At 43.0% G+C, this 26527-nt stretch carries 23 protein-coding genes; 13 read left to right on the top strand and 10 right to left on the bottom strand.

Annotation, left to right across the window (positions count from 1 at the left end; all coding sequences use genetic code 11):
• Positions 1-55 precede the first annotated feature (55 nt).
• Together NWF01_11730 and NWF01_11735 are read left to right on the top strand one after the other, a co-directional pair.
• Positions 56-1009, top strand: coding sequence for an HIT family protein (locus tag NWF01_11730; GenBank protein ID MCW4025681.1), 954 nt, complete (start codon positions 56-58; stop codon positions 1007-1009).
• A gap of 56 nt (positions 1010-1065) precedes the next feature.
• Positions 1066-1845 (top strand): lipoate--protein ligase family protein, encoded by a 780-nt coding sequence (locus tag NWF01_11735; protein MCW4025682.1) that lies wholly within the window; start codon positions 1066-1068, stop codon positions 1843-1845.
• Between the two features lie 2 nt (positions 1846-1847).
• On the opposite strand, the gene cysS is transcribed toward NWF01_11735, so the two are convergent.
• Entirely contained in the window at positions 1848-3263 is a 1416-nt protein-coding gene (gene cysS / locus NWF01_11740; protein MCW4025683.1) for a cysteine--tRNA ligase, read from the bottom strand.
• 158 nt (positions 3264-3421) lie between these two features.
• Here cysS and NWF01_11745 point away from each other — a divergent pair, with 158 nt between their 5' ends.
• Both NWF01_11745 and NWF01_11750 read left to right on the top strand, forming a co-directional pair.
• Entirely contained in the window at positions 3422-4246 is an 825-nt protein-coding gene (locus tag NWF01_11745; protein MCW4025684.1) for a cache domain-containing protein, read from the top strand.
• Positions 4247-4357: 111 nt separating this feature from the next.
• Complete coding sequence (locus NWF01_11750; GenBank protein ID MCW4025685.1) at positions 4358-5194, top strand: CHASE domain-containing protein; 837 nt, start codon at positions 4358-4360, stop codon at positions 5192-5194.
• Between the two features lie 86 nt (positions 5195-5280).
• On the opposite strand, the gene NWF01_11755 is transcribed toward NWF01_11750, so the two are convergent.
• Positions 5281-5562, bottom strand: a complete 282-nt coding sequence (locus NWF01_11755; GenBank protein ID MCW4025686.1) for an Lrp/AsnC ligand binding domain-containing protein — start codon at positions 5560-5562, stop codon at positions 5281-5283.
• Between the two features lie 658 nt (positions 5563-6220).
• On the opposite strand from NWF01_11755, the gene NWF01_11760 reads away from it, so the two are divergent.
• On the top strand, positions 6221-7264 hold the full coding sequence (locus NWF01_11760) for an inositol-3-phosphate synthase (GenBank protein ID MCW4025687.1): 1044 nt from the start codon (positions 6221-6223) through the stop codon (positions 7262-7264).
• Positions 7265-7469: 205 nt separating this feature from the next.
• Here the strand turns inward: NWF01_11760 and NWF01_11765 are convergent, their stop codons facing one another.
• A complete protein-coding gene (locus NWF01_11765; protein MCW4025688.1) occupies positions 7470-10628 on the bottom strand; it encodes an SIR2 family protein in 3159 nt (1052 codons plus the stop codon).
• A 158-nt stretch (positions 10629-10786) separates the two neighbouring features.
• Positions 10787-13669, bottom strand: a complete 2883-nt coding sequence (gene leuS / locus NWF01_11770; protein ID MCW4025689.1) for a leucine--tRNA ligase — start codon at positions 13667-13669, stop codon at positions 10787-10789.
• A gap of 105 nt (positions 13670-13774) precedes the next feature.
• On the opposite strand from leuS, the gene NWF01_11775 reads away from it, so the two are divergent.
• The 3 genes from NWF01_11775 (at position 13775) to NWF01_11785 (ending at position 17562) form a co-directional block, all read left to right on the top strand.
• A complete protein-coding gene (locus tag NWF01_11775; protein ID MCW4025690.1) occupies positions 13775-14761 on the top strand; it encodes a polyprenyl synthetase family protein in 987 nt (328 codons plus the stop codon).
• 350 nt (positions 14762-15111) lie between these two features.
• Positions 15112-16407, top strand: coding sequence for a hypothetical protein (locus tag NWF01_11780; protein ID MCW4025691.1), 1296 nt, complete (start codon positions 15112-15114; stop codon positions 16405-16407).
• 24 nt (positions 16408-16431) lie between these two features.
• Positions 16432-17562: a TIGR04084 family radical SAM/SPASM domain-containing protein gene (locus tag NWF01_11785; protein ID MCW4025692.1), complete on the top strand. Its 1131-nt coding sequence runs from the start codon at positions 16432-16434 to the stop codon at positions 17560-17562.
• A 22-nt stretch (positions 17563-17584) separates the two neighbouring features.
• On the opposite strand, the gene NWF01_11790 is transcribed toward NWF01_11785, so the two are convergent.
• The 3 genes from NWF01_11790 to NWF01_11800 form a co-directional block, all read right to left on the bottom strand.
• Positions 17585-18103, bottom strand: a complete 519-nt coding sequence (locus NWF01_11790; protein ID MCW4025693.1) for a YkgJ family cysteine cluster protein — start codon at positions 18101-18103, stop codon at positions 17585-17587.
• A 70-nt stretch (positions 18104-18173) separates the two neighbouring features.
• Complete coding sequence (locus NWF01_11795) at positions 18174-18650, bottom strand: methyltransferase domain-containing protein (GenBank protein MCW4025694.1); 477 nt, start codon at positions 18648-18650, stop codon at positions 18174-18176.
• Between the two features lie 23 nt (positions 18651-18673).
• Positions 18674-19000, bottom strand: coding sequence for a hypothetical protein (locus NWF01_11800; protein ID MCW4025695.1), 327 nt, complete (start codon positions 18998-19000; stop codon positions 18674-18676).
• 168 nt (positions 19001-19168) lie between these two features.
• Here NWF01_11800 and NWF01_11805 point away from each other — a divergent pair, with 168 nt between their 5' ends.
• Positions 19169-20104: a glycosyltransferase 87 family protein gene (locus tag NWF01_11805; protein ID MCW4025696.1), complete on the top strand. Its 936-nt coding sequence runs from the start codon at positions 19169-19171 to the stop codon at positions 20102-20104.
• On the opposite strand, the gene NWF01_11810 is transcribed toward NWF01_11805, so the two are convergent.
• Positions 20101-20370 (bottom strand): DUF5615 family PIN-like protein, encoded by a 270-nt coding sequence (locus tag NWF01_11810; GenBank protein ID MCW4025697.1) that lies wholly within the window; start codon positions 20368-20370, stop codon positions 20101-20103. The two genes, NWF01_11805 and NWF01_11810, sit on opposite strands and share 4 nt — an antisense overlap.
• A gap of 64 nt (positions 20371-20434) precedes the next feature.
• A complete protein-coding gene (locus tag NWF01_11815) occupies positions 20435-23308 on the bottom strand; it encodes a DEAD/DEAH box helicase (protein MCW4025698.1) in 2874 nt (957 codons plus the stop codon).
• A gap of 265 nt (positions 23309-23573) precedes the next feature.
• Here NWF01_11815 and NWF01_11820 point away from each other — a divergent pair, with 265 nt between their 5' ends.
• The 4 genes from NWF01_11820 to NWF01_11835 all read left to right on the top strand — a co-directional run bounded on the left by NWF01_11820 (position 23574) and on the right by NWF01_11835 (position 25897).
• The gene (locus tag NWF01_11820) at positions 23574-24095 is read left to right on the top strand and encodes a hypothetical protein (protein MCW4025699.1); all 522 of its coding nucleotides are present in this window, start codon (positions 23574-23576) and stop codon (positions 24093-24095) included.
• A 226-nt stretch (positions 24096-24321) separates the two neighbouring features.
• A complete protein-coding gene (locus NWF01_11825; protein MCW4025700.1) occupies positions 24322-24492 on the top strand; it encodes a chorismate-binding protein in 171 nt (56 codons plus the stop codon).
• 109 nt (positions 24493-24601) lie between these two features.
• On the top strand, positions 24602-25270 hold the full coding sequence (locus tag NWF01_11830) for a hypothetical protein (GenBank protein ID MCW4025701.1): 669 nt from the start codon (positions 24602-24604) through the stop codon (positions 25268-25270).
• A gap of 60 nt (positions 25271-25330) precedes the next feature.
• Entirely contained in the window at positions 25331-25897 is a 567-nt protein-coding gene (locus NWF01_11835) for a TATA-box-binding protein (GenBank protein MCW4025702.1), read from the top strand.
• Here NWF01_11835 and pyrE read toward each other — a convergent pair.
• The gene (gene pyrE / locus NWF01_11840; protein ID MCW4025703.1) at positions 25888-26526 is read right to left on the bottom strand and encodes an orotate phosphoribosyltransferase; all 639 of its coding nucleotides are present in this window, start codon (positions 26524-26526) and stop codon (positions 25888-25890) included. The genes NWF01_11835 and pyrE overlap by 10 nt on opposite strands.
• Between the last annotated feature and the right edge of the window lies 1 nt (position 26527).

Raw genomic sequence — 26527 nt, forward strand, 5'->3', positions numbered from 1 at the left:
TTTGAGTGGCAGAACTTATAAACTGATTGATACATGAAATAACTGAGGCACAAGCATGAAAACTGACCAATCCTGCATATTTTGCAAAATTGTGAAAAGCGAAATCCCGTCCAGCAAAGTCTACGAAACCGACACCGTTCTGGTCTTCATGGATATCAGGCCCTTAAGCGCTGGACACACACTGGTCATCCCCAAAGAGCACTGCGTTGACCTCTTTGACATCCCAAACAAGCTCCTATGCGACGTGTACAATGCAACAAAAATGGTTGCCGCCGCCGTCAAAGAAACCACAAACGCCGACGGAATCAGTATCATTCAGCAGAACGGTAAAGCCGCAGGACAAGACATCTTCCACCTCCACGTCCACATTGTTCCTCGACATGATGGACAGAAACTGCCGCCGTTTAGCGATTTGCAGATGGCACCGCGTGAACAGCTTGAGGAATTGGCTAATAAAATCCGCCAAAACCTGTACTCGCGCTTTTTCAATAATACTTTTCCTTTGACCTTGATTGGTGAAGTTATGAAAGCAGCACACGTAATTCGGGACATGCAAAATGCCCACAAAAACGCAGAACAAGCCTTCAACACTGGCAACTATCAAGGCTGCATCGACAACTACAACAAAGCCCTAAAACTTTCCCAATTACTCCCAGACAAAGAAGGATTTGATAAACGCAGATTTGAAGCTTCAATACACGCTGGCTTATCAGGAGCGCTGGGACGATTGGGCAAGCACATGGAAAGCTTCGCGGCAGCAAACATGGCACTTGTTTTCTATGAGGTATGCGGCGAAAACTACCCAGCGGACACGGGCAGATGGCTTATGGCACAGGTAAATCAGGGCACCGCGTTGGCGTCGCTTGGATGCTTACCTGCAGCATTAGAGGCGCTTTTGAAGGCAAAACAAATCTTTTCCGACAAGGGCTTGGATGCTACCCAGAATAAGGGTTGGCTGGAAATGGTTGACGGCAACATTGTAGCCATAAATGCTCAGTTGAAAAAGTAAGAGTGATAAGTTATACTTTTAACGTTGAAGTAAGTGTATCTCCGTAAGTGAACTGTATGGATACTTGGCGTTATCTTCCCCTGCAAATCTGCACCCCACAGATGAACATGGCAATCGACGAAGCCATCCTAAACGCCCGCGTCGCCGACAAAATCCCAAACACACTACGGTTTTACCGCTGGCAACCCAGCGCCGTGAGCATCGGCAAAAACCAAAACCCAACCGAGCAAGTCTACCTTGAAAATTGCAAAAAATTGGGCGTGGACGTTGTTAGGCGTATCAGCGGCGGCGGAGCAGTCTATCACGATTTTGAGGGCGAAGTCACCTACAGTGTGGTTGCCAAGGTGTCTGATTTAGGCTCAGCCGATGTCACCAGTGTTTACACTAAAATTTATGGTGCCGTTTATGATGCATTGCGGCTTTTGGGGGTTCCTGCAGACTACAGCAGCGGAGACGCAAAAAACTGCCCCAACCTTGCCGTAGATGGCAAAAAAATCAGCGGCAGCAGTCAAGTCATCACCCGCGGCGTCGTCCTTCAGCACGGCACGCTACTGCGCAGCGTGGACATAGATAAAATGTTTCAGCTTCTCCAACTCAAAGGCGCCTCCTGCACCTTAGCATCAGACATTGGCAGGCGCAAAATCACCAGCATCCAAAACGAACTCGCCCACAAAATTTCACCCGACACTGTTGCAAACGCGATGGCTCAGGGTTTTAAGGCAATCCTGAAAATCCAGCTCCGCGAAGATGAACTCACATCCGAAGAGACCTCGTCAGCGGAGAAACTCAAAGAAAAGTATACGTCTGAAAAGTGGACTGTTGAAGGGAAAGTTTAGGCTTACTCTTTGTGCCACCTTACGCCTTGTGCAGTGTCTTCGAGTACGATGCCCATGGCTTTGAGTTGTGCGCGGATTGCGTCGGCTTCTTTCCAGTTTTTGCTTTTGCGGGCTTCCTCACGCTTCTGCACCAGTGCATCTATGTCACTTGGCAATGCTTCGACCTCAATTTTGCCAATTACGCCCAGCACCGAATCAAACCGCATCATTAACTCAACAACTTCTGTGGCTTCTGCCTTGCTAACTTTTCCCGCATCCATGAGCAAGTTAATTTCCCGCACATAATCAAACAACGACGCCAACGCAATGGCAATGTTGAGGTCATCATCCATAGCACCGCCAAAACACGCTAAAACTTTGCTGTTCTGCGTTGCAACTGCGCCGTCGCTACCCTTGCCGTCCGTGTCATGTAGGCGTCGCACAAAATTTCTTAGTCGCTCAACTGCGCCTTTGGCTGCTTCTAAGCCTTCGAAGGTGAAGTTGAATTGTTGGCGGTAATGTGTGGACATCAGGAGGTAGCGGATTGCGATGGGGTCATACCCTTTTGCGAGGAGGTCGCGCAGTGTGTAGAAGTTTCCGAAGCGTTTGCTCATTTTTTTACCCTCTACCTGCAAGTGCTCATTATGCATCCAATAATGCACAAAGGGTTTGCCCGTGGCGGCTTCGGACTGCGCAATTTCATTTTCGTGATGCGGAAACATGTTGTCGACTCCTCCGCAGTGAATGTCAAAGGTTTCACCCAGATACTTCATACTCATCGCCGAGCATTCAATGTGCCAGCCTGGTCTGCCCTTGCCCAACTCGGTTTCCCAATAAACGTCGCCGTCGTCTGGTGTCCATGCTTTCCAGAGTGCGAAGTCTTGGGCTTCTTCTTTGGCGTACTCGTCTTGGCATACGCGGGCTCCTGCTTTGAGTTCGCAGACTTTAATGTGGCTTAGTTTACCGTACTCTGGGAATTTGCAGACACTAAAGTAAATGGAGTTATCCTCGCCCTTGTACGCGACGCCTTTTGCCAGCAGGGTCTTGATGAGTGTGACCATTTCGGGGATGTGGTCTGTGGCTCTGGGGTAAACGTCTGCGGGTTCAATGTTTAGCGCTTTTATATCTTCAAAAAACGCGTTCCCATACATCTCCGTAAACTGCCTAAGTGGGATACCCTGTTTCTGGCTGCCCTTAATTGTTTTGTCGTCTACATCGGTAAGGTTCATTACATGAATGACTTTGAAGCCGCGGAACCTCAGCCAACGCTTCAGCAAGTCCTCAAAGAGGAAAGCGCGGAAGTTGCCGATGTGTGCGTAGTCGTAAACGGTTGGTCCACAAGTGTACAGTTTAACTTTGCCTGTTTCTATGGGCGATAAGGCTTCTTTTGTGCGTGTTAAGGTGTTGAAAAGGCAGATGCTTGGTTGGGTGGAGGTCACAATCTCAGCTCAGATATGGGTGCGTGACTAAATTATTTAAGCATTAACTTGGGTTTCTTTGGCGTTTAGATACGAGGACATGTATTGTGTTGGGTTTGTACAAAATCTTATAATTTGGGTTATCGGTAACTTGTATCTCAAATAGGAATAGACTCCGTATGCGTAAATCTGAGCTTGTGTCAATAATTTTAGTTGTAGCCTTAATCGCCTCAGTGATTACCAATGTCTACTTTGCAAACCAAAACCTAACCCTAAACAATCAAACCGCTGCACAGGCAAGAGTCGACATGACCACCACCTTAACACAAGCCCAAGTAAACATAACCGCAGAGTTAGAACACATTGGCACAAGTTTGGTTTATGCCTCAAACCAGCTATCCGCTGCAGGTTTAACGGGTGACCAAACTGACGCAATTTTGTCTGACTTGGCATCTAACAGTTCCTTTATAATTAATGCGGCAACCGTGAATTTGGATAACACAATCGTGGCTGTTGCACCTGCCAACTGGAGCTACATAATAGGCAGAAACGTGGGCGAACAAACTTACTACTTAAATCCCGTTGGTGAAATTTCGCCTGTGATGACGCCAGTTGTAGCCGTACAGTCGGATTTGATGGCTAACATTGTTGCTGCTCCCATCTTTAACAATCAACAACAATTTATTGGCACAGTTTCTGTAATCTTTAATCCGCACGTTCTTATCGGTGCCTGTGCTTCTGATGCATTGGACGGTAAACCTTACGAGTTAATCGGTATGCAACTTGACGGCTTGATGATTTATGATTCCGACCCTGAGCAGCAGTGGCGCAACATGTTCACTGACCCTGCTTACGCCAACTTTACGGAGCTTTTAGCGCTTGGACACCGAGTCGTGGCTGCCCCGTCAGGGTATGGCACATACAACTTCAACTTAATTGGCTCCACAGAGGTTGCTCACAAGGAATGTTACTGGACAACTGTTGCAGTTTTTGGGCAGCAATGACGGTTGGCTTTGAATCATGCATTATAGATAAGTGATGTGGCTGGTTTTTGTTGTGAAAGTCTTATTATCAAGTTATCAATAACTTGTATCTTTAATAGGAAGAAACCAACGATGAGTAAATTTAAACTTGTAGCAATAATTTTGGCTGTAGCACTAATTGCATCAGTAATTGCCAATGTTTATCTGGTAACTCAAACTTCGCCTAATCAATCAACAAACGATACAGTCAGAGTCGGAATGGTCGACACAATCAATCAAATACAAGTTCAAGCCGACGCAGAAATAGACCGCATGGGACAAAGCCTAATCTACGCATCCGAACAACTTACCACATCAGGATTAACAGGTACCCAAGCAGACACAATCCTTAGCGCTTTAGCAGCAAATAGCACGTTTATTGTTGATGCAGGGACACAAAACTTAGACCGCATAATGGTCGCAGTACAACCCCCAGAATACAATAGCATAATAGGCATGGATGTCGGCGAACAAAAATGGTTAAACCCCAATCCTCTCAGTGCAATCACGCCAGTAATGACGCCAGTTATACCGATGGTTGAAAACTTTAGTGGTGTAGCAATAGCCGCGCCAGTCTTTGACAGCAACAGAGACCTAATTGGCGTAGTAAGCGTAATCTTTGACCCACAAGTACTTCTAGATGCAGTAATCTCTGAGGTAACTCAAGACCCGCAATACGAATTCACAGTCATGCAACCAAACGGGTTAATGATGTTTGATTCAAACCCCGATGCACAAGGCAAAAACCTCTTCACAAACTCAGAATTCGCAGACAACACTGACATCATAAATGTAGGACACCAAATCGCACAAGACAGCGCTGGATATAGCACATATGCAACTGGTGATGACCAGCAAAAACAGTGCTACTGGAACACAATTAGCAACTACGGCGGCGAATGGCGGCTGATAATCCACCATATCCTCTAACTCTTTTTCTAAAACCAACTATTTTTTTATTTTTGCCTTGTAACTCTTATTTCTTGTAAAAAAAATAAAAAGGAAAAATGGGTTGCCTACATCATATTGGGTCTGATTCTTGTTGCTGGCATGGTTGCAGTGTTGGTTACGCCGTCTAGTGTGCGTATTTTGTCGCCTACAAAATGAACTGCGTTTTCATTGCTGTCTGCTTCAAACCAAATTGCGATGTCCCAGTCTCCAAAAACATTGTAGGATGCGCTGACTTTTACGCCTTCCATTGGGTTCTCAGATATGCTGTTTAGGCCCTCAAAGAAAGCATTAGTTTTTGAAGGGTTCAGCTTCACTAAAACAAGGTATTTCTGCGAACGATTTTCCATAAAATCACCATTAAGCCAATCCTTAAAGAGCAGTTTAAACCTGTGTGATTGTGAAATAGGTGCTACAGGCACTAAATTTTAAAGCAGCCTCAGAGTCTGCTTAATTTGTGCTTGGCACTGACGGCATTTTATCATGAACTGCTCTGATTCCAAGGGACCGTGAACATCGCAGACTATCCTTGAGCAGTTATCATACGAAAAACAGCAAACAGGAACCCTACTAGATTCTTTAAACGCGCCCTTAATGACTGCCAACTGTGCAGCAACATTTGATGATGCATGCTCATTGGGTTCAACACCTAAAGAAGACAACACATCTAAAACGTTGTCTAGTCTTTTTTTAATACTGGTAAACCCTTCTCCCCTCACTCAACTCAAAAAGCGAAACGGGCGCTTTTTAAAGTTGCTTAAAAAACAAAAGAAAAATCAGGCGAAAAGACAGGTGTGTTGCCCTTTTAAACCAGTCTATTTGGTTCCTATTAGAAACTCATTGCAGAAACTACAGAGGGGAGGGTCCCTAATGATGTGTTTTCAAACCGAAAACTTATTTGTATTCCATAAAGACTCGGGCGGGCAATAGATGGGTGCGGGTTTGTTTGTACCGTAGCTTTTTTATGGTAGTCACAGGTATCTCATTCTCTATTAGGAGCAAGATTATATGGCTCAAGTTAAAGTTGCATTAGTCGGCGTTGGAAACTGCGCTTCTGCGTTAGTGCAGGGACTGCAGTTTTATAGCAAAACCAGCGATTTCACAGGCTTACGAAATCCTACATTGGCAAATATGGCGCCAAGCGACATAGAAGTTGTCGCCGCCTTTGATGTGGATGAGAGAAAAGTTGGTTTAGACCTCTCTGAGGCAGTTTTCGCAGCACCCAACAATACCCCAAAAATCACCAGTATCCCCAAACTCAACGTCCCAGTAAACAAGGGTCCACTTCTTGACGGAGTTGGCGATTCCACCAAACCCCTAATCAAAATCAGCCCAATCCCAGACGCAAACATAACAGAAATCCTAAAACAAACAGGCGCAGAAATCCTAATTAATCTGATTCCAAGCGGCGCCGCCAAAGCCACCGAATACTACGCGCAGGCAGCCTTGGATGCTAAATGTGCTTTTGTTAACACTACACCAACCTTTATCGCAAGCAATCCTGAATGGGCGAAAAAGTTTGAAGACGCAAACCTGCCCCTTGTCGGCGATGACCTTGTCGACCAAGTTGGCTCAACCGCGCTGCACAAAACCCTGCTTAAACTGCTAAGTGATAATGGAGTAAAAATCGTGGAAACCTACCAGCTTGACGTTGGAGGCGGAACCGAATCCGTTGACACCATGGACCGCACACGCGACCAAAAACGCATCATCAAAACCGAATCCGTTGCCTCAGCGCTATCATACAAAACCGAAGTAGTCGCAGGCTCAACAGATTATGTAGATTTTCTGCAAAACAAACGAGACAGCTACTTCTGGATAGTAGGCACTTACTTTGGCAATACACCAATGAAAATTGACCTAAAATTCCAAACCGTAGACGCACCAAACGCGGGCTCAGTGCTTTTTGACGTGATTCGCGCGGTGAAACTGGCGTTAACCAAAAACGCAGGCGGCGCAATCGAAGCAGTTTGCGCATACGGGTTTAAGCGTCCACCAAAACTGGTTTCTATGCAGACTGCAGAAGCAGAATTTTCAAAGTTCGTAGATTAAATCTACACCTTTTCCTTTTTTGCTCTGTATGTTGAACCTTCCGTTTTACAGGTGCCACAGGAATACAAATTAAGGCAACAGTACTTTTGGAGCGCAACGTTTTTTGGTGTCGGTTGTAGATGTGACGAAATAATTTTCTGTATATCTGCAAAGGGTAAGGTAGATTAAGCAGAAGTTAGCAGGTGGCTAAAAAACAAGTTTAAAATTAAGAATATCGTCTGACCCTTGTTGCCTGTGGACCAACCATGTTAAAAATTATGCCAAATGAAACTCGCTCTCCTCCGTGAAAAGTTCCCTCAATGTCCTGTCGTCTAACTTGTAGGGGACCACGATAGCCGTGTAATGAGGTACATTCAATTTTGCCATATTTCCCATATGTAGGAGGATCAATTAGAATCCCCAAAATTTCTTTTAGTTCCCCTCTTTCATTCCACCGATTTTCAGGACTCTGTGTTAATCTCATTGGGTGGTCTTTAGTGCGTTCTTCAAGTTCCTTAAACAATGCTGAAGCCGTCTTGTAATCACTATTTTTAAAAGTACACATTGCAAGTTCGAAAGATAATGGGACATCAAATCTTTTATCGGCTAATCTAACATAATCTTGTAAGGCGATTGATATTTTTTGATTATCTTCAGGGTTTTGTTTTTTAATTAAATAAACATTTAAACGAATTAGCCATAGTAAAGATGGATCTTCTTTCAGCCCTTTTGCCACATAAATGATTGCCTTTGGATAATTTTCAAGTCTGATTGCCTCTTCTGCAAGAAATGCAAAAGCAGCCCCTTTACCGACTTGAGCCCTTATCCTGCTAATTTTTTCCTCATCCAACTTCATTGAATAGAGTAGCTCTAAAACTTCTTTTTTTAGAGAGGATAACCCAAAATTCCTATTCACACCCAGATATTTTTCCGTATAAACACATTCTTGCATAGCTAGTAATAGGTAACACCATCGAGTTTCATCATCGTCAGCTATCTTTGCTTTGTTCACATAAGTCTTGCCTAAACCTTGATATGGATGTGGTGTCGCTGAAGGGCTTATTTGGGCATCATAGAAATAATTTTGAGCTTTTTCAAAATGGTCCCATGCTTTAGATTTATCTTTATCCTTGATGGCTACTTCGCCCAATTTGAGTTCTAATCTTCCTTTGACATCTATAACATGCTCTTCAGGCTCGTCAAAATCAGGGATATGGGCAGACATAGCTTCTCTCAAAGTTTCAGCCGCCAATTCTGGTTTATCGGAGCGTACCTGAAGCATAGCAAGATGAAGCAAAAGGGGTCTAGAACGTACTGTACTGACTGCGTTTTTTAATAACTCTAATTTTTCTTGAGGCTTTAGGTGTGTTCCAAGTTCGCCTCGTAACCGCTCGGTTAATAGCAGGTGAAGTAAGGTCATTTCCAATTTGTTTCCTAAATTGACTGACTTTACAATATTTCTCAAGGTGTTATATAGTTGATCTGAAGTTTTGAAAGTATGGCGAGCTATTATATCGGCAACAACTCTATTTGCAGTTACTATCTCATATTCCCCGGATCGATATTGTAAAACGCCACCTAAGCGCCCCTTTTCTAGCTCTGCATCTAACCAATCTTTATTTTGTCGACTCGCTGATAATGTTAAACTTACTGGTGGCGTTAATATTTGAGATTGGAGTAAAGACACAATCGAATAGGTCACTCGAGAAGGTTCGTCCAAAGTTAATAACTCATCAGTAATTATGTCTTCTAGGGATTTTTGCACCCCTTTCACGGTAGTAAAAATTAAAGCAAAAAAGGATGTGTTTATGGTTTTATCAGCTAGATTTAATGACAACAATTCTCTATTCAAAACATCTAAATCACCGAAATGATTAATAAAATCACCCCATTCGTCACGCCTAACTGTATCATCAACTGACAAAATCAAGTCAACATTGGCTCTTTTTATTTTAGCAATTGAAAGATCGGTGATTCGAGTAACCAACAAAATATCAACGGGCTTACCAACCCCTTTTAAGTGACCACTTGTTTCTATGAGTTGTTCTAACAAAGCACCACAATCATCGGCAACTAAAAGAAATCTTAAAGGGGCAGGATTTGGGAGTTTAGTTTTTGTTATTTCACTTCGGTATTTTTCCCATATTTCATCAAGTAAACCATCTAGCGCAAGTTTATCAAGTGTTTGTGTTTCGGGGTCTATAAAAATCACCGGGTTTCCACTTCGATACCAATCAAATGCAATTCGATTAGCGACAACTGTTTTACCAGACCCAGCAGTACCCACTAATGAAACAACAATATTATGGGAGGAATTGCCATCTTGAGTACGTTTATTGAAAGTTTCCGTATCAAACTCTTTTAATTGGTTATTTGAAAAATCTGTTCTTTTTATTTTTCTTTTAAAATCCCAATTTGCCACAAAAGGATAAAAAGATTGGTCATGCCCTTCAAAGAAGTGTTTATAATCCTTGGAAAAAGGTTCGAGCATTGTTACGTCAAAGATTCTGAATTTTCGCCAAGTATTATCTACAGTTGCCCTGTCTAGTTGCATAGGAATATTATGAACGTTAAACTGATTTACTATTGAAGCAGCACTAACAGGTACAAGACCAAAAATTGAAACTGCGGTTTTTACAAAATCTTCAACACTACCCTTAACCCAAGTGATTCCGAGCTTTTCCATTTTCTTTAAAACAGGTTCGTCTGGTTTGTCAGGCATTATTGCATAACTTTTCCAAGGTATTGCCTTTAAAACGAATCTCATTTCTTGCAACAGGTCAAAAACAAGATTATCTTTGAATGAGTAACCAAGATAAATAATACTTCCTGAAGAAGAGAGGCTATGGAACATTTTAAAAAATATAGACCGCCTGTCAAATGCTATTTTGAGATCATTGGACGATAAGACCATCCAACCGCCATGCGCGAAGGTATAATTGATGTCCCCAAGAAGTTTAAAGCAGTATAAGACATCTGGTTTGCTCGGATCTATTGGATAATCAACTTCTGGATTAACAACTGGTACAATTAGCCGCCTAGCGTCTAAACTTTTTGTAATCAAATTTGGTAAATTGTCATAATTAGTAGTAATAACAGCCCGCCAAGGCATTGAAAAAAGATATTTGTGCATCTCCAGAGGAGAAATAAGAGATAAGCTCTGTTTTATTTTCGACTCTATTTCATTTCTATTAAAATTATCAAAATCAATAGTATCTTGCATAAAACTGAAGAAATCAGCAGCCTTACTTTCAACATACTGTTTTTTAAGGGCGGTTAATAATTGCTCGCCATTGGGGCCACCGCAACTTACACAAACTCCAGCACCATAAAAAAGACTAGTTGGTTTCTTTTGCATCTCTCTAATAACTTCTGAAAGCTCCAACCCGATTACACCCATTACAGATTATGGATAAATTCTTTGTTATGTTTTTCGGTAATTAAAAAAATACAAAAATAGATTTAATAAGAAAAAGTCTTTTAGAACATTTAATGGTGCAATCAAGAATATATTACCACAAATAGAAATAATCTGTTGTGGTTTTATTCTATGTAGATTGCTGGTTGATATGGCAACGCGTTCGCGGCGCGGTTTTTGGGGTCAAAGCGTTCAGCGTCGTTTTCAGCGTAAACTTGTACTTCAGCGTTAAATCTGTCTTTTAAGAAATCCGTTGCGCCTTGCACGGTTGCTTTTTGGTCGGCTAAGCCGATTTTGAGCATGTTGGCTTTTCTTTCGCCTGAGAGTTTTGTTAAGCCCTTGATTACTTTGGGCACTAAGGCGGCAATGTTTTTCATGTGTGGCTTCAATGTGGGGTCTTGGCTGAATTCGCGCATGAGTTCGTTGATTTTAGCTTCTCCCGAGACGGTTTTTTCTACGATTTTGAGGTAAACTTGCCATTTCCAGTCTGCTGCGGTGTAGTAAACGATGGTTTTTGGTTCGATTTTCATGGCTTTTAGGATGTTTTGGGTATCATCCAGTATGTCCTGCACAAGGTTCTCGTGCTCTACTGCGGCAACATCAACTTTCGCATCATCTAAGCTTGGCCAAGCGGCTGTGCTTATGAAGCCTTCCTCACCTGTTTGACTCCACAATTCCTCACACATAAACGGAGCAAAAGGCGCCAAAAGTTTCAGCCAATCCTTCACTGCATCCACCAAAACCTTGTTGTCTGTGCTGCCTTTGCGTTGAATATACCAGCGCAAATCATTCCAAACCTCAAAAAGCGCCACCTGCAAGGAAGTACGGGTTTTTAGTTCGCTTAAGTTGGTGGTTACTTCACCTATGCGATGCTGCATACGGCTAATTAGCCAGCGCTCCAAAACACCTTCTTCATCGTTTTTGGCGTTAGTGATTATTTGGCTGGCAAAACTCATCAATCCGCCAAACTTTATCTGCAAATCCTTAACGTTGTCAGCGCGCCAGTCAGGGTCATCCATACCCTCCGCACCCAACAACAAAGCGCACCTTGTAGCGTCTGCGCCATATTTTTCTACGGCGCCTTTCATGGTGATGAAGTTGCCTTTGCTCTTGTGCATGCCTTCACCCTCAACCATTAGCATACCGTTGACGCCGATAGCGCGGGGCCAGTGTTCGGGTGGGAAGAGTGCGGCGTGGTGGAAGACGCAGAAGGATAGGTGGTTGGGTACGAGTTCTTTGGCTGAATTTCGCAGGTCCAGTGGGTACCAGTAGAGGAATTCGCTACGCATTGCATCCAGCAAATCCACAGAGATACCGCTGGTTTGGGCAAGAGCGGTTTTGTCGCCTTTTCCATAGAAAATGTAATCAAAAACCTCAGGCGTTAGGGATTCGGGTTGGATGTTGTTTTGGCGGATGTGCTTGTTTATGGTGTAGAATGCCATGTATACGGTGCTGTCGCTTAGGGTTTCAATTATCCAGCCTTTTCCCCAAGGCATAGGCGTTCCAAACCCAGTGGTTCGCGCACAAGCCCATTCCCGCAGCCAATCAATAACCGTGTTAAACCAGGGTTTTGCTACGTCGGGGTAAATGTTCATTTGGTTAATGGCTTGGTGGGCTTTTTGTTTCCAGCCCTCATCGGAGTAGTTGAGGAACCATTGGTCTGAGAGAATCTTGACTAAGCAGGGGGTCATGCAGCGGCAGATGACGGGTTCAGGCAAATCGTACATGCGGTCAGCTACGCCTGCTTTTTTGAAGTCGGCGATTAGGATGTCTTTTATTTCTCGAACAGTTTTGCCTGCGTAAGGTCCACAGGTGTCTTTGAGTTTTCCGCTGTGGAACTCTTTTTTGTAGAGCGTGTTGGTTGCTTCGTCACCTTTCTTGTCATGCTGGTTAACTATGCCCATTTGCTCCACGATTTCAACTGCGGGGTAATCACCGTAACCGTCCACTTTAATGATGGAAACAGGCTTAATCGCCCTCACCATTTCAGGGTCAACACCAAAATCCTTGAGAACATCGGGTTTTTGCTGCAAATCCCGAAGAGCCAACCAGTCAAAAGGCGCATGCGCAGGAACACTGTAGACTACGCCTGTGGCGACTTTGGGGTCAACAAACCAGCCGGGCAGAATCGGGAAGGTGGCTTTGGTTATGGGGTTTTGGAAGGTTTTGCCGATGAGTTCTTTGCCTTTGAATTCGCGCTGGATTCGGATGGTTTTTTCTTGTTCTTTAAGTTTCTCAGAGGCTTCTTTGCTGATTATCCAAGTTTCCCCATTAACGTTGGCTTGTACGTAGGTGGCGTCGGGGTTTATCCAGATGTTAGTTATGCCGTAGATTGTTTCAGGCCGGAAGGTTGCCGCGGGCAAAAATGTACCATCAGCTAGCACGTACTTGATTAGGGTGTATTCTTCAGGTGTTACGCCTTCGCCGCTTTGCCTGTCATGGTCGCCTGTTGGGCTGTTATCTTTGGGACACCAAACTACTGGGTGGGTGCCTTTGGTGACGTAGCCTTTTTCTTTGAGGTTCTTGTATTGCCATTCAATGAATTTTTGGAAGGTAGGCCAAACTGTTGTGAATTCGCGGCGCCAATCCACCGAGAAACCAATACTCTTAACCGCCAGGCGCCCTCCGTTAGTGTAATACTGAGCCATATAGAGAGGGTCAACAAACTTTTTAAGCTCTGATTCAGGGACCCCGTCAACTTCACGTAAAACTTTGATGTATGCTTGGTCTCCTCGGGCAACACGTTCGCTAGCGCCAAGCAATGGTTGTCCTGTCCAGTGCCAAGCCCATGGCCAGAGCACATTGCAGCCTTGCATGCGTTTAAAGCGTGCGTATGCGTCCACGCGGGAGGCAGTGAAGGTGTGTCCAACGTGTAGTGGACCGTTCATGTATGGAAATGGAAAAGTCACCATGACTTTTTGTCTTTGAGGGTCGGGGTCGGCTTCGAAAATGCGGGCGGTTTCCCATTTGGACTGCCATTTCTGTTCCATTTGCTTGGTTTGGCTCATAAAACCCTTTCAAAGAGCCATCGGCTATTAAGAGTTTTGCTTTATACTTACAGGTTTATCTAAAAAGACAAATATCCAGCTAAGACAATAAAGAATTGACAAGCTATGGCAACTGATAAAAAACTAGTGTTACAAACAAGAGACCTTTTGTTTGAACGTGGACAAAAAGGAGTGGATAAAGCAAGGCAGTTGATGATGCAGGAAAAAATCCCTTATGCACCACTCAAGGTTGCAATAGATTACTTTATGGATTCCTGGAAGGATGTTGTGCATCCAGCTTTGCTTTCTCTTGCCTGCGAAGCAGTGGGAAAAAACCCAGAAACCACAGTGGACGTGGCGGCTGCATTTGTCCTTCTTGCAGGTGGCGCAGATTTACATGATGACATAATTGATGAATCAGAAAGTAAAGATTCAGAACCAACTGTTTTTGGCAAATTTGGTCGAGCGTTTACAGTTCTTGCGGGGGATGCCTTGCTTTTCAAGGGAATTTACACGTTACATGAAGCTTGTTCTGTTTTACCTGAAGCAAAAAAAGAGCAAATTTTGGACTTAACTAAGCAGGCTTTTTTTGGCATAAGTAGCGCAGAAGCAAAAGAAACTACGCTTAGAGAAAAATTAGACGTTTCAGAAGAATATTTAGAAATGATAAAAATGAAGTCCGCCGTTTCAGAAGCAACTATGAAAATTGGTGCCATTCTTGGAGACGGGAGTGCTGAAGAAGTTAAGTTAATGGGAGATTTTGGGAAAAATTTTGGTGTTCTTTTTACTTTAAGGGATGAATTTATTGATATTTTAGATTTTAAAGAGCTTGAAACTCGCTGTAAAAAGGAATGCTGGCCTTTGCCAATTCAACTTGCTTTAAAGGATTCAAGTAAACAGATGGACATTTCAAGGGTAATTGGGCGGGTGCCATTAACAAAAGATGATGCCGAGCAATTATTTGATATGGTTATTGACTTAAAAGAGAACGTTAAATTGAAAAATGAAATGCATGCTATTGTTAAAAGAACGAATAATGAAATAAAGCTTGCCAAGTTACATAAAAAGAACTGCTTAAAATTATTGATGAAATCTATGGTTGAGGACCTTTAAAGGTTAATTGCAAAAAAAATAAAAAGGAAGAGGTGAAAATTTTATGACCAAAGTTGCCTAATTGGCCCTAATGGTCTTTTTGCTGATGCCTTCATCTTTCTCTCTCCTGTATTTATGTTCTACAGGTAGACTTAAAAATTTTGTGGTAAAATGAAAGATATCAACTTAAGTTCATCTTTATTATACACTTTAAAATGATAAAAAAATTAGAATTTCATTTTTTGTGTCAGCTATTGAAAGGAAATGTGGCTTCTGAATCCTTAATATTTATTTACACAGGCACGAATCAAAGTCTATACGTAGATGTCTAAATGCTTTCACAAAAATTCGGAAAGATAACGAGAAAGTTAGTGATTAGCGTAGTGTTAATCACAAACGCGTTTGTCTGGTACTACTGCATTAGTGAGTTTTTAAAAGACATCATGAACACATTGACAATTGACCAGTACACGTCTATACTAATTTGGAGTGCACACTTTGGCGGAATTATTGGTTCTGCAATTATAGGTGCCTTAATAATCAAAAAAATAAAAAGCAGAACAAATTTTCTGATTTTATGGATGGTTCTGGGAACTATTTCTTCAGTTACGTCAATGTTGGTTGACCTTACAAATATAGCGACCCTTTTTAGTGTAGCATTATTTTTGGGTATTTCTTTAGGAATAGGCATGCCTTGTTGCATGGGCTACTTTACTGAAAGCATTGGAACCGAAAGGCGTGGACGAGTAGCGGGAATAATGCTACTTTTAACTGGTGTCTTCATGGTTGTTTTCGGATTGATCAGTGGAAGCATTATAAGCCAAATATTGATTTTTTCAGCTTGGAAAATTTTTGGTCTAATGTTTTTGCTCATCTTTAAAGGAACAAAAGAAGACGCACTAGAAAAAGTTGTAAAGCCAAAATCATATCAGTCGTTGACTAATCAGCGTTCCTTTATACTATACCTTGTTCCATGGATCATGTTTTCTTTAATAACCTATTTGACTGCACCTATTCAGAACGACAGCATCAGCAGTTCATATATTAGCTTTATGTTAATCACCGGAAATGCTTTAATCGCAATTTTTGGTGTAGTGGGCGGTTTTCTTTTAGATATTGTTGGACGAAAACGTATGTCTATATTAGGATTTGTTTTGCTTGGTCTGGGCTATGCCGCATTAGGACTTGACGTGTCAAACATGTTAAGTTGGTATTTCTACACCATTGTTGATGGCATCGCCTGGGGAATTTTGTTTGTTATCTTTGTCGTAACAATATGGGGAGACCTAAGTTACAACAGACCCAGCGACATGTTTTACGCAATCGGGGTAACACCTTTCTTTATTTCAAAATTTCTCCAACTTTCCATAGGCAGTCAAATAGCTGCAGATATCCCAGCGACATCAATTTTTTCGTTAACAGCATTTTTCTTGTTCCTTGCGGTTTTGCCGTTGGTTTATGCTCCTGAAACGTTACCTGAAAAAACAATGAAAGACCGCGAATTGAAAAACTACGTAGATAAGGCTCAGAAAATGGCACAGAAAGAAAACGATAAACGACAAAATAAAGAAAAAGAAAAACCAGCTAAAGAAGAGTCCCCTGAAAAGAAAAAGGAAAACGGCAAAGAATACGAAGAAGCCCGTGAATTGGCGGAAAAATACTATTAACCAGAACTGCGTAGCTGTAGAGTCATGTTCTTTCATGTAATGCTGACCAGCGAGTGCAATCTGCAATGCAAATACTGCTTTGGCGAAAGCTTGGAGGATTTTGATGAAGATTTCGGGGATGACATAGAAGTCGAGTATGCCTTGCCAAAAGAAGTCAGCTATAACATGGAGACTCTTGACAGGTTCTGCAAAAAAGATAACGATTGCACCTTAACCTTTTACGGTGGAGAACCACTGCTCTGCATAGACCAACTAAAACAGATAATGAAGAGTACTTCACCTAAGCGGTTTATGATTCAAACAAACGGGCTACTGCTGGACAGGTTAGAGCCCAAATACATTAACAAGTTTCACACAATGCTTGTCTCAATTGACGGTGAAGAAACTTTAACCAATTATTATCGTGGAGCAGGAACATTCCGCAAAGTCATAAACAACCTAAAACTTATCAAACAAAACGGCTACACAGGCGAATTAATAGCGCGAATGACCATAATGGAACAAACCGACATTGAAAAACAGGTTAAATGGCTCCTAAACAACCAAGAATTTTCCTTCACCTCCGTGCATTGGCAGCTTAACGCGGGTTTTTGGGGGAACGACTTCCAAAGACGCAACTTCCAAGAATGGGTCCAAACCAGCTATAACCCCGGCATCCGCGCTCTTGCAGAGTTCTGGGTTGACCAAATGGAACAAAGAGGCGTCGTGCTTAAGCTTTACCCGTTGCTGGGAATTGCGTACTCGTTTTTGCATGGTGAAAAAAATTGTCTTATGCGGTGTGGCGCGGGGTGGATAAACTATGCAATACAGACGGACGGCCATATTATTGCTTGTCCAACCATGTGGGGTATGGAAAAATATTATCTGGGGCACATCGCCGACACGGACCCAAACAATCTGAAGCAGATGTTTGTGGCTGATAAGCCATGTGTGGATTGTAAAATTTTAGGGATTTGCGGTGGGAGATGCCTCTATACCAACCTTGTTAAGCGTTGGAAAGATGAGGAATACGCTTTTGTGTGCCAAACTGTCGAGAATCTTGCCGATTCTGTTAAGGCGCAAATTCCAAGGATTCAGAGCTTGATTGAAAACAAAAAAATAAGCCTGTCACAATTTGACTACGTCAAGTATAACGGTGCCGAAATAATCCCCTAAAATTTTCTTTTTCAGCAAGTAGTTATTCTGGAAAACGCAACTTTCTACCCCATTGACAAGGAAATTCAACTGAACGAGTAGTTTTATGCTGCTGTTGCCGCAGCCCCAACGCTAAATCAACAAATTCTTTGACCTTCACGTGCTCAAAATCCCAGTTTGGCGTTCCATAGCTCAAGCCGCTACACATTGTATCTGCATAAACGTAAAGTTGGGCTTTGCCATAGTTGAATATCGCTTGTTTTTCTTTGCCATATTTTGGTTGAGAGAGAACTTTGAAGGGCCAGAGTTTACAGGCATCAGGCTTCATATCTTGTAACACACAAGAATAATTGAAGGCATTATTACGAAGAAAAGCACAACTGCCATCGCTACCTCGTTTAATAAAAAACCGATTTAGACCAGTCACAGTGTTTTCCACGCCAAAAGTTTGGCTGATTTTGAGCCATTCAGGAAAATTTAAAACTACGCCGTAGAGTTTGCAGCAGTAGCCGCATCCTTTGCAATGCCAATCTGCAACGTTTCGCCATGGAACAAACTGCATGTTTAAGCGCTCTTAAACCGCAAATGACAGAGGGGGCAAATTAAAAAATTTTCCCAAGAAAACGTGGAAATCATGGTTTTTTGTACAGATAAAGTGTATGTGAGGGATATCCCAGTTGGGGGTTTTCGCAGAAATTCTCTATTTTCTCAGGTCGCCAACCGATAACCTCATAGTCATGCGAGACCACACGCACGCCTTTTTTGAGTTCCCGCTCCAGTTTAGGTTTAATTCGTTCATTAGCGCTTGTTGTTAAGTAAAGGAAAACCACATCTGCTGAAGTTAAATTCACAGTAAACATGTCCCCGTTAACGATGGTTATGCGGTTTGAGAGATTGTTTTCTTCAACAGAACCCATAGCTCTTTTTGCTAGGTCTTCTCTGAGTTCGATTCCTACGCCTCTTGCACCAAAGTCCTTAGCCGCCATAAGAAGGGTTCTGCCATCACCTGAGCCCATGTCAAAAAGAATCTCTCCAGCTTTTAAATCAGCGATTTTGAGCATACGCTCTACAACACAGATTGGGCTTGGAACAAAAGGAGCAATAAACAATTCTTTTCAACTCTCAATTTAGATTAAGAAACATAGCCGTCTTGCTTGGATCGGGGTCGCTTAGCTTCACCGCATTTAACGCAACTTTGCGCGCACAGTTCAAGATATTTAGCTTCGTCACCTGAACCGATGGCTTCGGCTGCTTTTTGACATAGTTCGCTTGGTTCACTGCACCCGTCTTCTTTGCATAAGCTTGAAATGTAGGTGCAGATTTCTTGGACATCTTCTGGTTCAAGCACCGCACGATGTGTACGTACAAGCAAGCAGAGTTCACGGGCCATAACGCAGGTTTTCACGAATTTTATGCGTTCCAAAACTTCTTTTCTCAGATTTTTTCGGCTTATCTCCACGCTTTAAAGTCTCCTACTGACAACATAGCAACAGATAACCCAAAATAACCATTCTATACTTAAAAAGTTGCTGTTATTTGCACTGTTTGGCTACTCTTAACGCATTATTTGTTTACGAAAAGTTATTAATACGTTTTTTTAACCAATTGCATCCAAAGGATGGCTAAATTGAGCAACATCAAATGGCTGATAAAAGAAAAAATTGTGTCACTTCAAAAAAACAAAAACAAGAAAACATTATACATAATCATAGCTGCAACGCTTGTGAATTTTTGCATTTTTCTTTTTGCCTTCCCAGACGCGTTTAAACTGCCAGCTGATGCCACGTTTGCAAGGGATTTTTCGGCTTATTATATTGGGGAATGGCGGCTGTTTAATAACCCAACCCAAGTGTACTATGGCGGCGGATTGCCCACTGACTACCCGATTTACCCCATGGTTCAATCCTTTAAGTATACGCCTTCTTTTCTGGTTATGTTTGCACCTTTTGTTTTGCTGAGTTATGAAAACGCGCTTGCAGCCTTTGACTTGTTAACGGTTGCGTTGATTCCTGCTTTGGCTTTTTTTGTTTACAAACTGGTAAAAGACAAAAACATCATCTTAGCCGCGGCAGTTGCCATAATTGTCCTGATAAACCCTCTACCAGCCATACAAATTAACAATACAATAAGTTATGCAGCAGGATACTATTTTGGGTACCTTTTAGGAAACGCCCACATACTGCAAGCGATTCTGTTAGTGGGCGCATTATACTTTGGGTTTGCAAAGAAACCGTGGCTGTCAGCCTTGCTCTTTACTTTCGGAGCGTTTGACCCCCGCCCCGCGTTGTTTGCGTTGCCGCTGCTTTTATGGTATAACAGGGGGGAACTGGCGAAGTTTGTTTCTGGCACTGCTGGTTTGGTTGTTTTGACTAATTTGCCCTTTTTCTTCTATTATGGCGTGGGTTTTGCGTTTTTAAGAGAAATTGGGCAGGCTCATATTGTTTCTCAATGGTACCCGTATGATTGGGTACCCATATATGCGGTTTTAGCCTTAACAATAATGGAAGTAATCACGACCCTAAACAAAAAATATCCCAACCTCAAAACTCAATTAAGGGTTTAGAGGATGGTTTCTTTTATTTTCTGGTCAACAAGCTTAGCAAGCAACAAATTTGAGACAAAAACACATTTAACATCCAATAGTTGCGCCAGTTCAGCAGGTTTTTGGTCCTCAGTCACCAAAAGCAACCCGTTCTTGCCCGCATATTCGACAACTTCACGGTCTTTAGCACCGCTTAACCCTACCTCCTGAACGGTCTTAACCTCATAGCCCAGAGTTTCAAGGTATTCTTTTAACCCTGCATACATTTCATCGAGAAGCAGTTTCATAAGTGTTTGAAAGCTGGTTCCATATTAATTTAGCTTTCTAGCTATTAGAGGGGTGTGTTTCAAGTTAGAAGCGTTTGCTAAGTGCTTTACGCTCCGCCTCAAGCACCAGTTCATAGAATTGCTCGGAAAACTTGGGCTCCTTCTCCAGCAGACCCTTCACATCAGCAATCGCCACCCGCCGAGCACTCAACGCAACCGCCGCCAACCTGCCATACTTTTCAATTAACTCCGCGGTCTGCAATGCGATTTGCCGCATTTTTTCCTCACTCTTAGCCAAGTTCTCGCCACGCTTATCAATCAAACCAGAGGCACGTTCCTCATCAATTTTAAGCATGCCTATTGCGTGAGAGCCACATCTGGGGCATTGGGGTTTGTTGGGTAGGTCTTTGATGCGTATCATCTCCATGTAATCCCAGCAAGACGTGCACACGAAATTGCCTGTCTCGTTAAGCAGTCTTGCCTTGGCGGATTCCACGAGTACGGCGCGCATACGTTCAGGCGGAATTAGGTCGGTTTTCATGCTAACCCGTTCAATGCCGACTCGGGCAACAGGGGTTGCTTCGCCATGATTGTTGATTACTTGCAGTTTTGACAGCCCAGCACGCATCCGTTTAAGCGCCATAATTGTGCCGTCTATGTCGAGGTCTTTGCTGAAAACTTCTTTTAAGCCTTCATCATAAATTGGGGTTCCTTCAAAACTGGTGACTAACTTTTGGATGCTAACGTTACTAAAATCTGCCCATTTTTTGAGCGCCCCAAACCGCCGCGCAACATGGACAACACGGCGTTTGAATAAGCCTGTTTTCACAGTGGACAACGTTAGGGTGTCTTTCACGGCTTGCTCAGAGAAGGTTTGCAGCTCCGAAAACACTTCTTTTATGCCTTCCGCGTTCATGGAGCCCATGGTTTGCACAAAAACCCGATAGGGGTCATGCTGAACCACAATACCCCTGCCCAATTTATCGCTAAGCACTTGCCCCAACAACTGCGCCAGTGCACGATTAACCAGCGAGCCGAAATTGCAGTGCACAATCACAAACTCGCCCCAGTCCTCAAACACCACCCGCTCCTCAGTAGGAACAGCCAAACCCAAATTAACCTGCTCCAAAGTTTCCGCTATAGCACGCAAAATCGTGTCTTTATCAGCAGGGTATTTTTCTGTAAGCATCATGCTGACTTCTTCAGGGCTGTGTCCAGCTTGGATTTGCTGCTCCACGAACCCGCGGATTTGAGCGACTTCTTGCGCTACGCCGAAGGGCACGGGGATTTCTTCGCCTATCCAGCTGGGGATGGAGCCTGCGGAGTCGGTTACGGGGCGCACGTATACTTTGTCTTCGGTGTTGTGCATGATTTGCCATGGGCTGCCGCGTATGATGAATTTGGTTCCGATTTTGCCGTATTCCGCCATGAATGCCTCATCTAAAACGCCTATGGCAGTGTTCATTGATTCATCGATGACGAGGAATTGTTTTTCTTCGGGAATCATGGAGAGGTTGTCAAAGTAGTATTCAAAGAGTGCCTTAGACTGGGAGGGCTTGAGTACAACTTGGTCTTCAAAAGATGCCCACGCGAGTCGAGGGAACCGTGAGTGCATGTATTTGAGGGCTTTTTCCACATCCTGCAAGGTCAAGTCCTGAAAAGGCGCGGCTTTCTGCATAAGCTCAAGAATCTGCCCAAAGCTCAGTCGCCGATTTTTAAGGAGTAAACCCGCGATTTGATTAACCAACACGTCATAGGGCTTGTCGGGGATTTCTACAGGTTCCAGCTCTTCTGATAGAGCACGACGGGCTATAACCATCGCCTCCAAAGTGTCATCAGAATCCATCCCAATAATAACGCCTTCCGCTATGTCACCGTAACTGTGTCCTGCCCTGCCAACCCTCTGAATCAACCGCGTAACCTGCCGTGGACTCATATACTGAATAACAAAATCGATGCTACCAATGTCGATGCCCAATTCTAGGCTACTGGTGGCAATCAACCCGTTTAGTTGTCCGCTTTTTAGGCCTGATTCGGCTGCGATTCGGCTGGTTTTTGCAAGGGAACCGTGATGGATTGAGATGGGGAAGTCGATGTCCCAGACTTTGAAACGGGAAGCCAAAACTTCACTGACCGAGCGCGTGTTGGTGAAAAGCAGAACGGATTTGCGTTTGCTCATGAAATCGCGGATAATGCGCAGTCGCGCTGCCACTTCGGGGTGCGTGTAGATTTTTGCGGCTAACCGCGTGTCTTCTTCGGTGGGTTTTGGATAAATCACTTGCAGTTTGACCAGTTTAGCCACAGGTGTTCGCACGATTTCCACAGGACGCTTATCGCCAACGAGAAACTGGGCAACCCGCTCAGGACTGCCAATTGTTGCTGAGAGCCCAACCATTTGAAAATCTCTGCCAATCAGGTCACGGATGCGTTCAAGCGCCAAAGAAAGCTGGCTACCCCGTTTGCTATCTGCGAGCTCATGCACCTCGTCAATCACCACACACCGAAGTGCTTGTAGGTGTTGACGCAAAATCCAGCCAGAGAGGATGGCTTGCAATGTTTCAGGGGTTGTGATTAGGATATCAGGTGGGCTTCGGGATTGCCTAGTGCGTTCTTTGGGTTCAGTGTCACCATGACGAACTGCAAGTTTAATGTCCAGATTATTGCACCACCATTGAAGCCTGCCCAGCAAATCGCGGTTCAGGGCACGCAGAGGCGTCAAGTATAACACCTTTATGCCAGGAGTTCTTGGTTCTTGTAAGAGTTTGCTTAGGACTGGGAGGAAGGCGGCTTCGGTTTTGCCTGTGGCGGTTGGGGAAATTACTAGAACGTTTTTGCCGTCGAGGATTTTTGGTATGGTTTTTTGTTGGGGTTCGGTTGGTTTTCGGAAGCCTCGCTGTTCGATGAGCCGCCGAACTGGCTTTACGAGCAAATCAAAAGCATTTTCAGAAGCATCCTGCAAACTGCAAAGACCCCAAATATTATTGATGGGATAGGCTTTAAGTAAATAAGTTTTGGGTGAATCTTAAAAGAAATGTTGCCTTAGAGCGGTCAGCATTTTCTACACCGTCAATCAAAGCAACTAAAATCGGCGGGTCTCAAGTGAAGAGGGCAAGAAACACCGTTTTTACACAACTTTTAAAAACAAACAATCATGATAACGTCAAAGAAAGAAGGCGAGTCTGTTTAAGCTAAAATTTGCCCTCTTAATTTGTGTGTTCTTGGTTTTGTCGCCAGTTTTATTGAACAGTGTTGCTGCTGAGTACTTCACAGTTAATGTTGAGTCTCCAATTGAGGAAGCAACCTACTATGGCGACAGCATTATAGTTAAAATAAACGTGACCTACCCAGCTACATTAAACGCCGATCCCTATATTCGACCTGTCTGCTATTTAGACGGACAACTATATGACCGAATAAGCTTAACTGAAAAAGACAGCGGAGACTGGCAGAACAAACCAACAGTTGCGGGTGGAGAAATTATTTTGAAAAATTTAACTCAAGGAGAACACACCATAACAATCAACGGTACAGCAGCAAGCAGTTGGTTTATTGTTCCTGCACCGCGTGTTTACGAGAACTTAACCTCTATAAACGCCAGTTTTTTTGTTGACTTAACACCGACAGAGAAGCCAACACAACAACCGCAAGCCTTCACTTCAGCGGCGATATTTATAGGAGCAGTTATTGTAGTGGTTATCCTAGCTGCTGTAAGCCTTCTGATATACCGAAAAAAGACGGGTAATTGAAGGTTTTAAGTTCTTGAGGCTTAGAGTCAGGCTTTCTGTGTTATTGTATAATTTTGTGCTTGCCGTAGTGGTTTATTGACGTGTTTAATATTGGTTTGAAAAAAAAGTGTTTCTTAACTTAAACAAAAAAATGTTTAAAATCCATGAAGAAACAGAAAATATGTACCTTAACATTATGGAAAGTCTTTTATCCAATCAGTAATAACGTAACATGGAGGAAAAACTTATGGCGAAATGTCCAAAATGCTCAACAGACGTTGCAAAAGCAAAGAAAACATGGAAAATGGCAGGCCGACCAGACAAACAAGGAAAACGCATGCAACTAGAAATCGGCTTATACGAATGCCCAAAATGCGGCAACGTATTCCGAGAAGTTCTCAGCAAAAAGAAAATTTAAATCGTAATCACCAACAATCTTCCTTTTTATTTTTTCATAACTTAGCGACAAGTTTTAAAACCAAGAACACCTAATCAAGGAACACATGCCAGCTAATTGAGGCAAAACAGTGCTGACCATAAAAAAATTATTCAAAAACGAATATTTCACAACTGTTCTGATTATTGTCATCATGATAATTTTCGTGGTTGGCTTTTTTTACGGTTCACAATTGTTTCTCAACACGACCAATCCAATAGTTACAGTTGAGAGCGGTAGCATGTGCATAGAATACGGCGGCAACTGTGACGGATGGAGTCACCCCTTTGACATGACCTTGCATGTCGGTGACATACTGATAATTCAAGGATTAAAAACTGAAGACTACAAGACCGACTACCCAAACAGCGACATTATAGTCTACCGTGACATCGCCCATGATAGATTGATTGTTCATCGAATAGTAGGAGAGCATACAATCGATGGCAAGATATACTTTTACACTAAAGGAGACGGAAATGGACCAACCCTTTACCCAAACATACCTAACTCCTCAGAATATGACCAGTTTGTTGGTCCAGACGGCGTCAGTGAAGACCTTGTAGTCGGAAAAGTTGTTGGTAGAATTCCATGGTTTGGGCACATAACGCTGTTTATGGATCCTGAGAGAAACCCGTGGGGACGCCCCATCGTCATAGGCTTGATTATTCTGCTTATAGTTATAGAGTTTATTTTGCCTTTGGCAAAGAAAGGGAAGCGAATAGCTGAACAACAACAAAACGTGGGTGTTCAAACATAGGTGTATTTATAAAGTCAGCTATTCATAAATCCATATCAACAGGGAGTTGTGGGGATAAGGGTGTCCGTTACTAAAGTAAAAGCAACACTGAGCATTGAAAATGTGGTTGCCTCTGCAACTCTAAACCAAAAAGTTGACCTAAACGCTGTAGTAAAAGGATATCCCAGCGTAGAATACCGCCCTGAACAAGTCCCAGGCTTAGTTTTCAGGCTTAAACGCCCCAAAACTGCGACTTTAATTTTTAATTCTGGAAAAATGGTGTGCACAGGCGCCAAATCCGAAAAAGAAGCCCGCCGCGCAGTAATGAAGGTTATAAAAGAACTCAAGAAAAGCGGCATAATCATCATCAGCAAACCTGAACTAAAAATCCAAAACATCGTGGCTTCAGGAGTGCTTGGCGGAATAATTGACCTTGAAAAAGCCGCATATGCTCTTGGAAAAACAATGTATGAACCCGAGCAGTTTCCAGGCTTAATTTACCGCATGGATGATCCCAAAGTGGTAATCTTGTTGTTTGCTAGTGGAAAACTGGTTTGCACAGGCGCCAAAAAAGAACAAGACGTATACACTGCAGTAAACAAGCTGCATGAACTGCTTGAAGAAACAGAACTAATATTTTACGAGTAAACTTTGGGTTTCTTAACCTGCTTAAGAATAGTTTTATGGTTTTCCTTATCTATCGCGCCCATTTCATAGAGCGTATTTGCTATCTCATCAATTTTCAGCAATGCATGAAGTTCAATGCCTGCTGCTTTGAGTTTTTCTCTTCCACCTTCTTCACGGTCCATAAAAGCAACCGCATCCGTAACTACTCCGCCTTCAGCCCGGATTGCATCTGCAGCTTTTGTAAGCGTTAAACCAGTAGTCACCAAATCATCAATCAACAGAACTCTGTCACCAGAAATTAACACGCCTTCAACGCGGCGTTCTCTACCATGTAGTTTGATTCCTTTAGGAACATACAAAAAGGGTTTTTTTAGGTTATAAGCAATTTGGGAGGCAAAAGGCATACCTGCCAGTGGAACACCTGCAATACGTTCAAAATTTTTAAGACCAATTTGATTGGAGATTGATTCAGTGTAAAAGTCACAGATTTCCCTGTATGCATCAGGAAAACTGGGGATAACCCGCAGGTCAATGTAGTAGGGGCTTGGTTTGCCGCTGGAGAGTTTAAAAACGCCGAATTTTAAGGCGTCAAGTCTAAAAAGAATGTTGGAGATTTTGTTTTTCTTTTCTTCAAAAACCTGTTTTTCCATA

Source organism: Candidatus Bathyarchaeota archaeon (assembly GCA_026014585.1).
Taxonomy (GTDB): domain Archaea; phylum Thermoproteota; class Bathyarchaeia; order Bathyarchaeales; family Bathycorpusculaceae; genus Bathycorpusculum.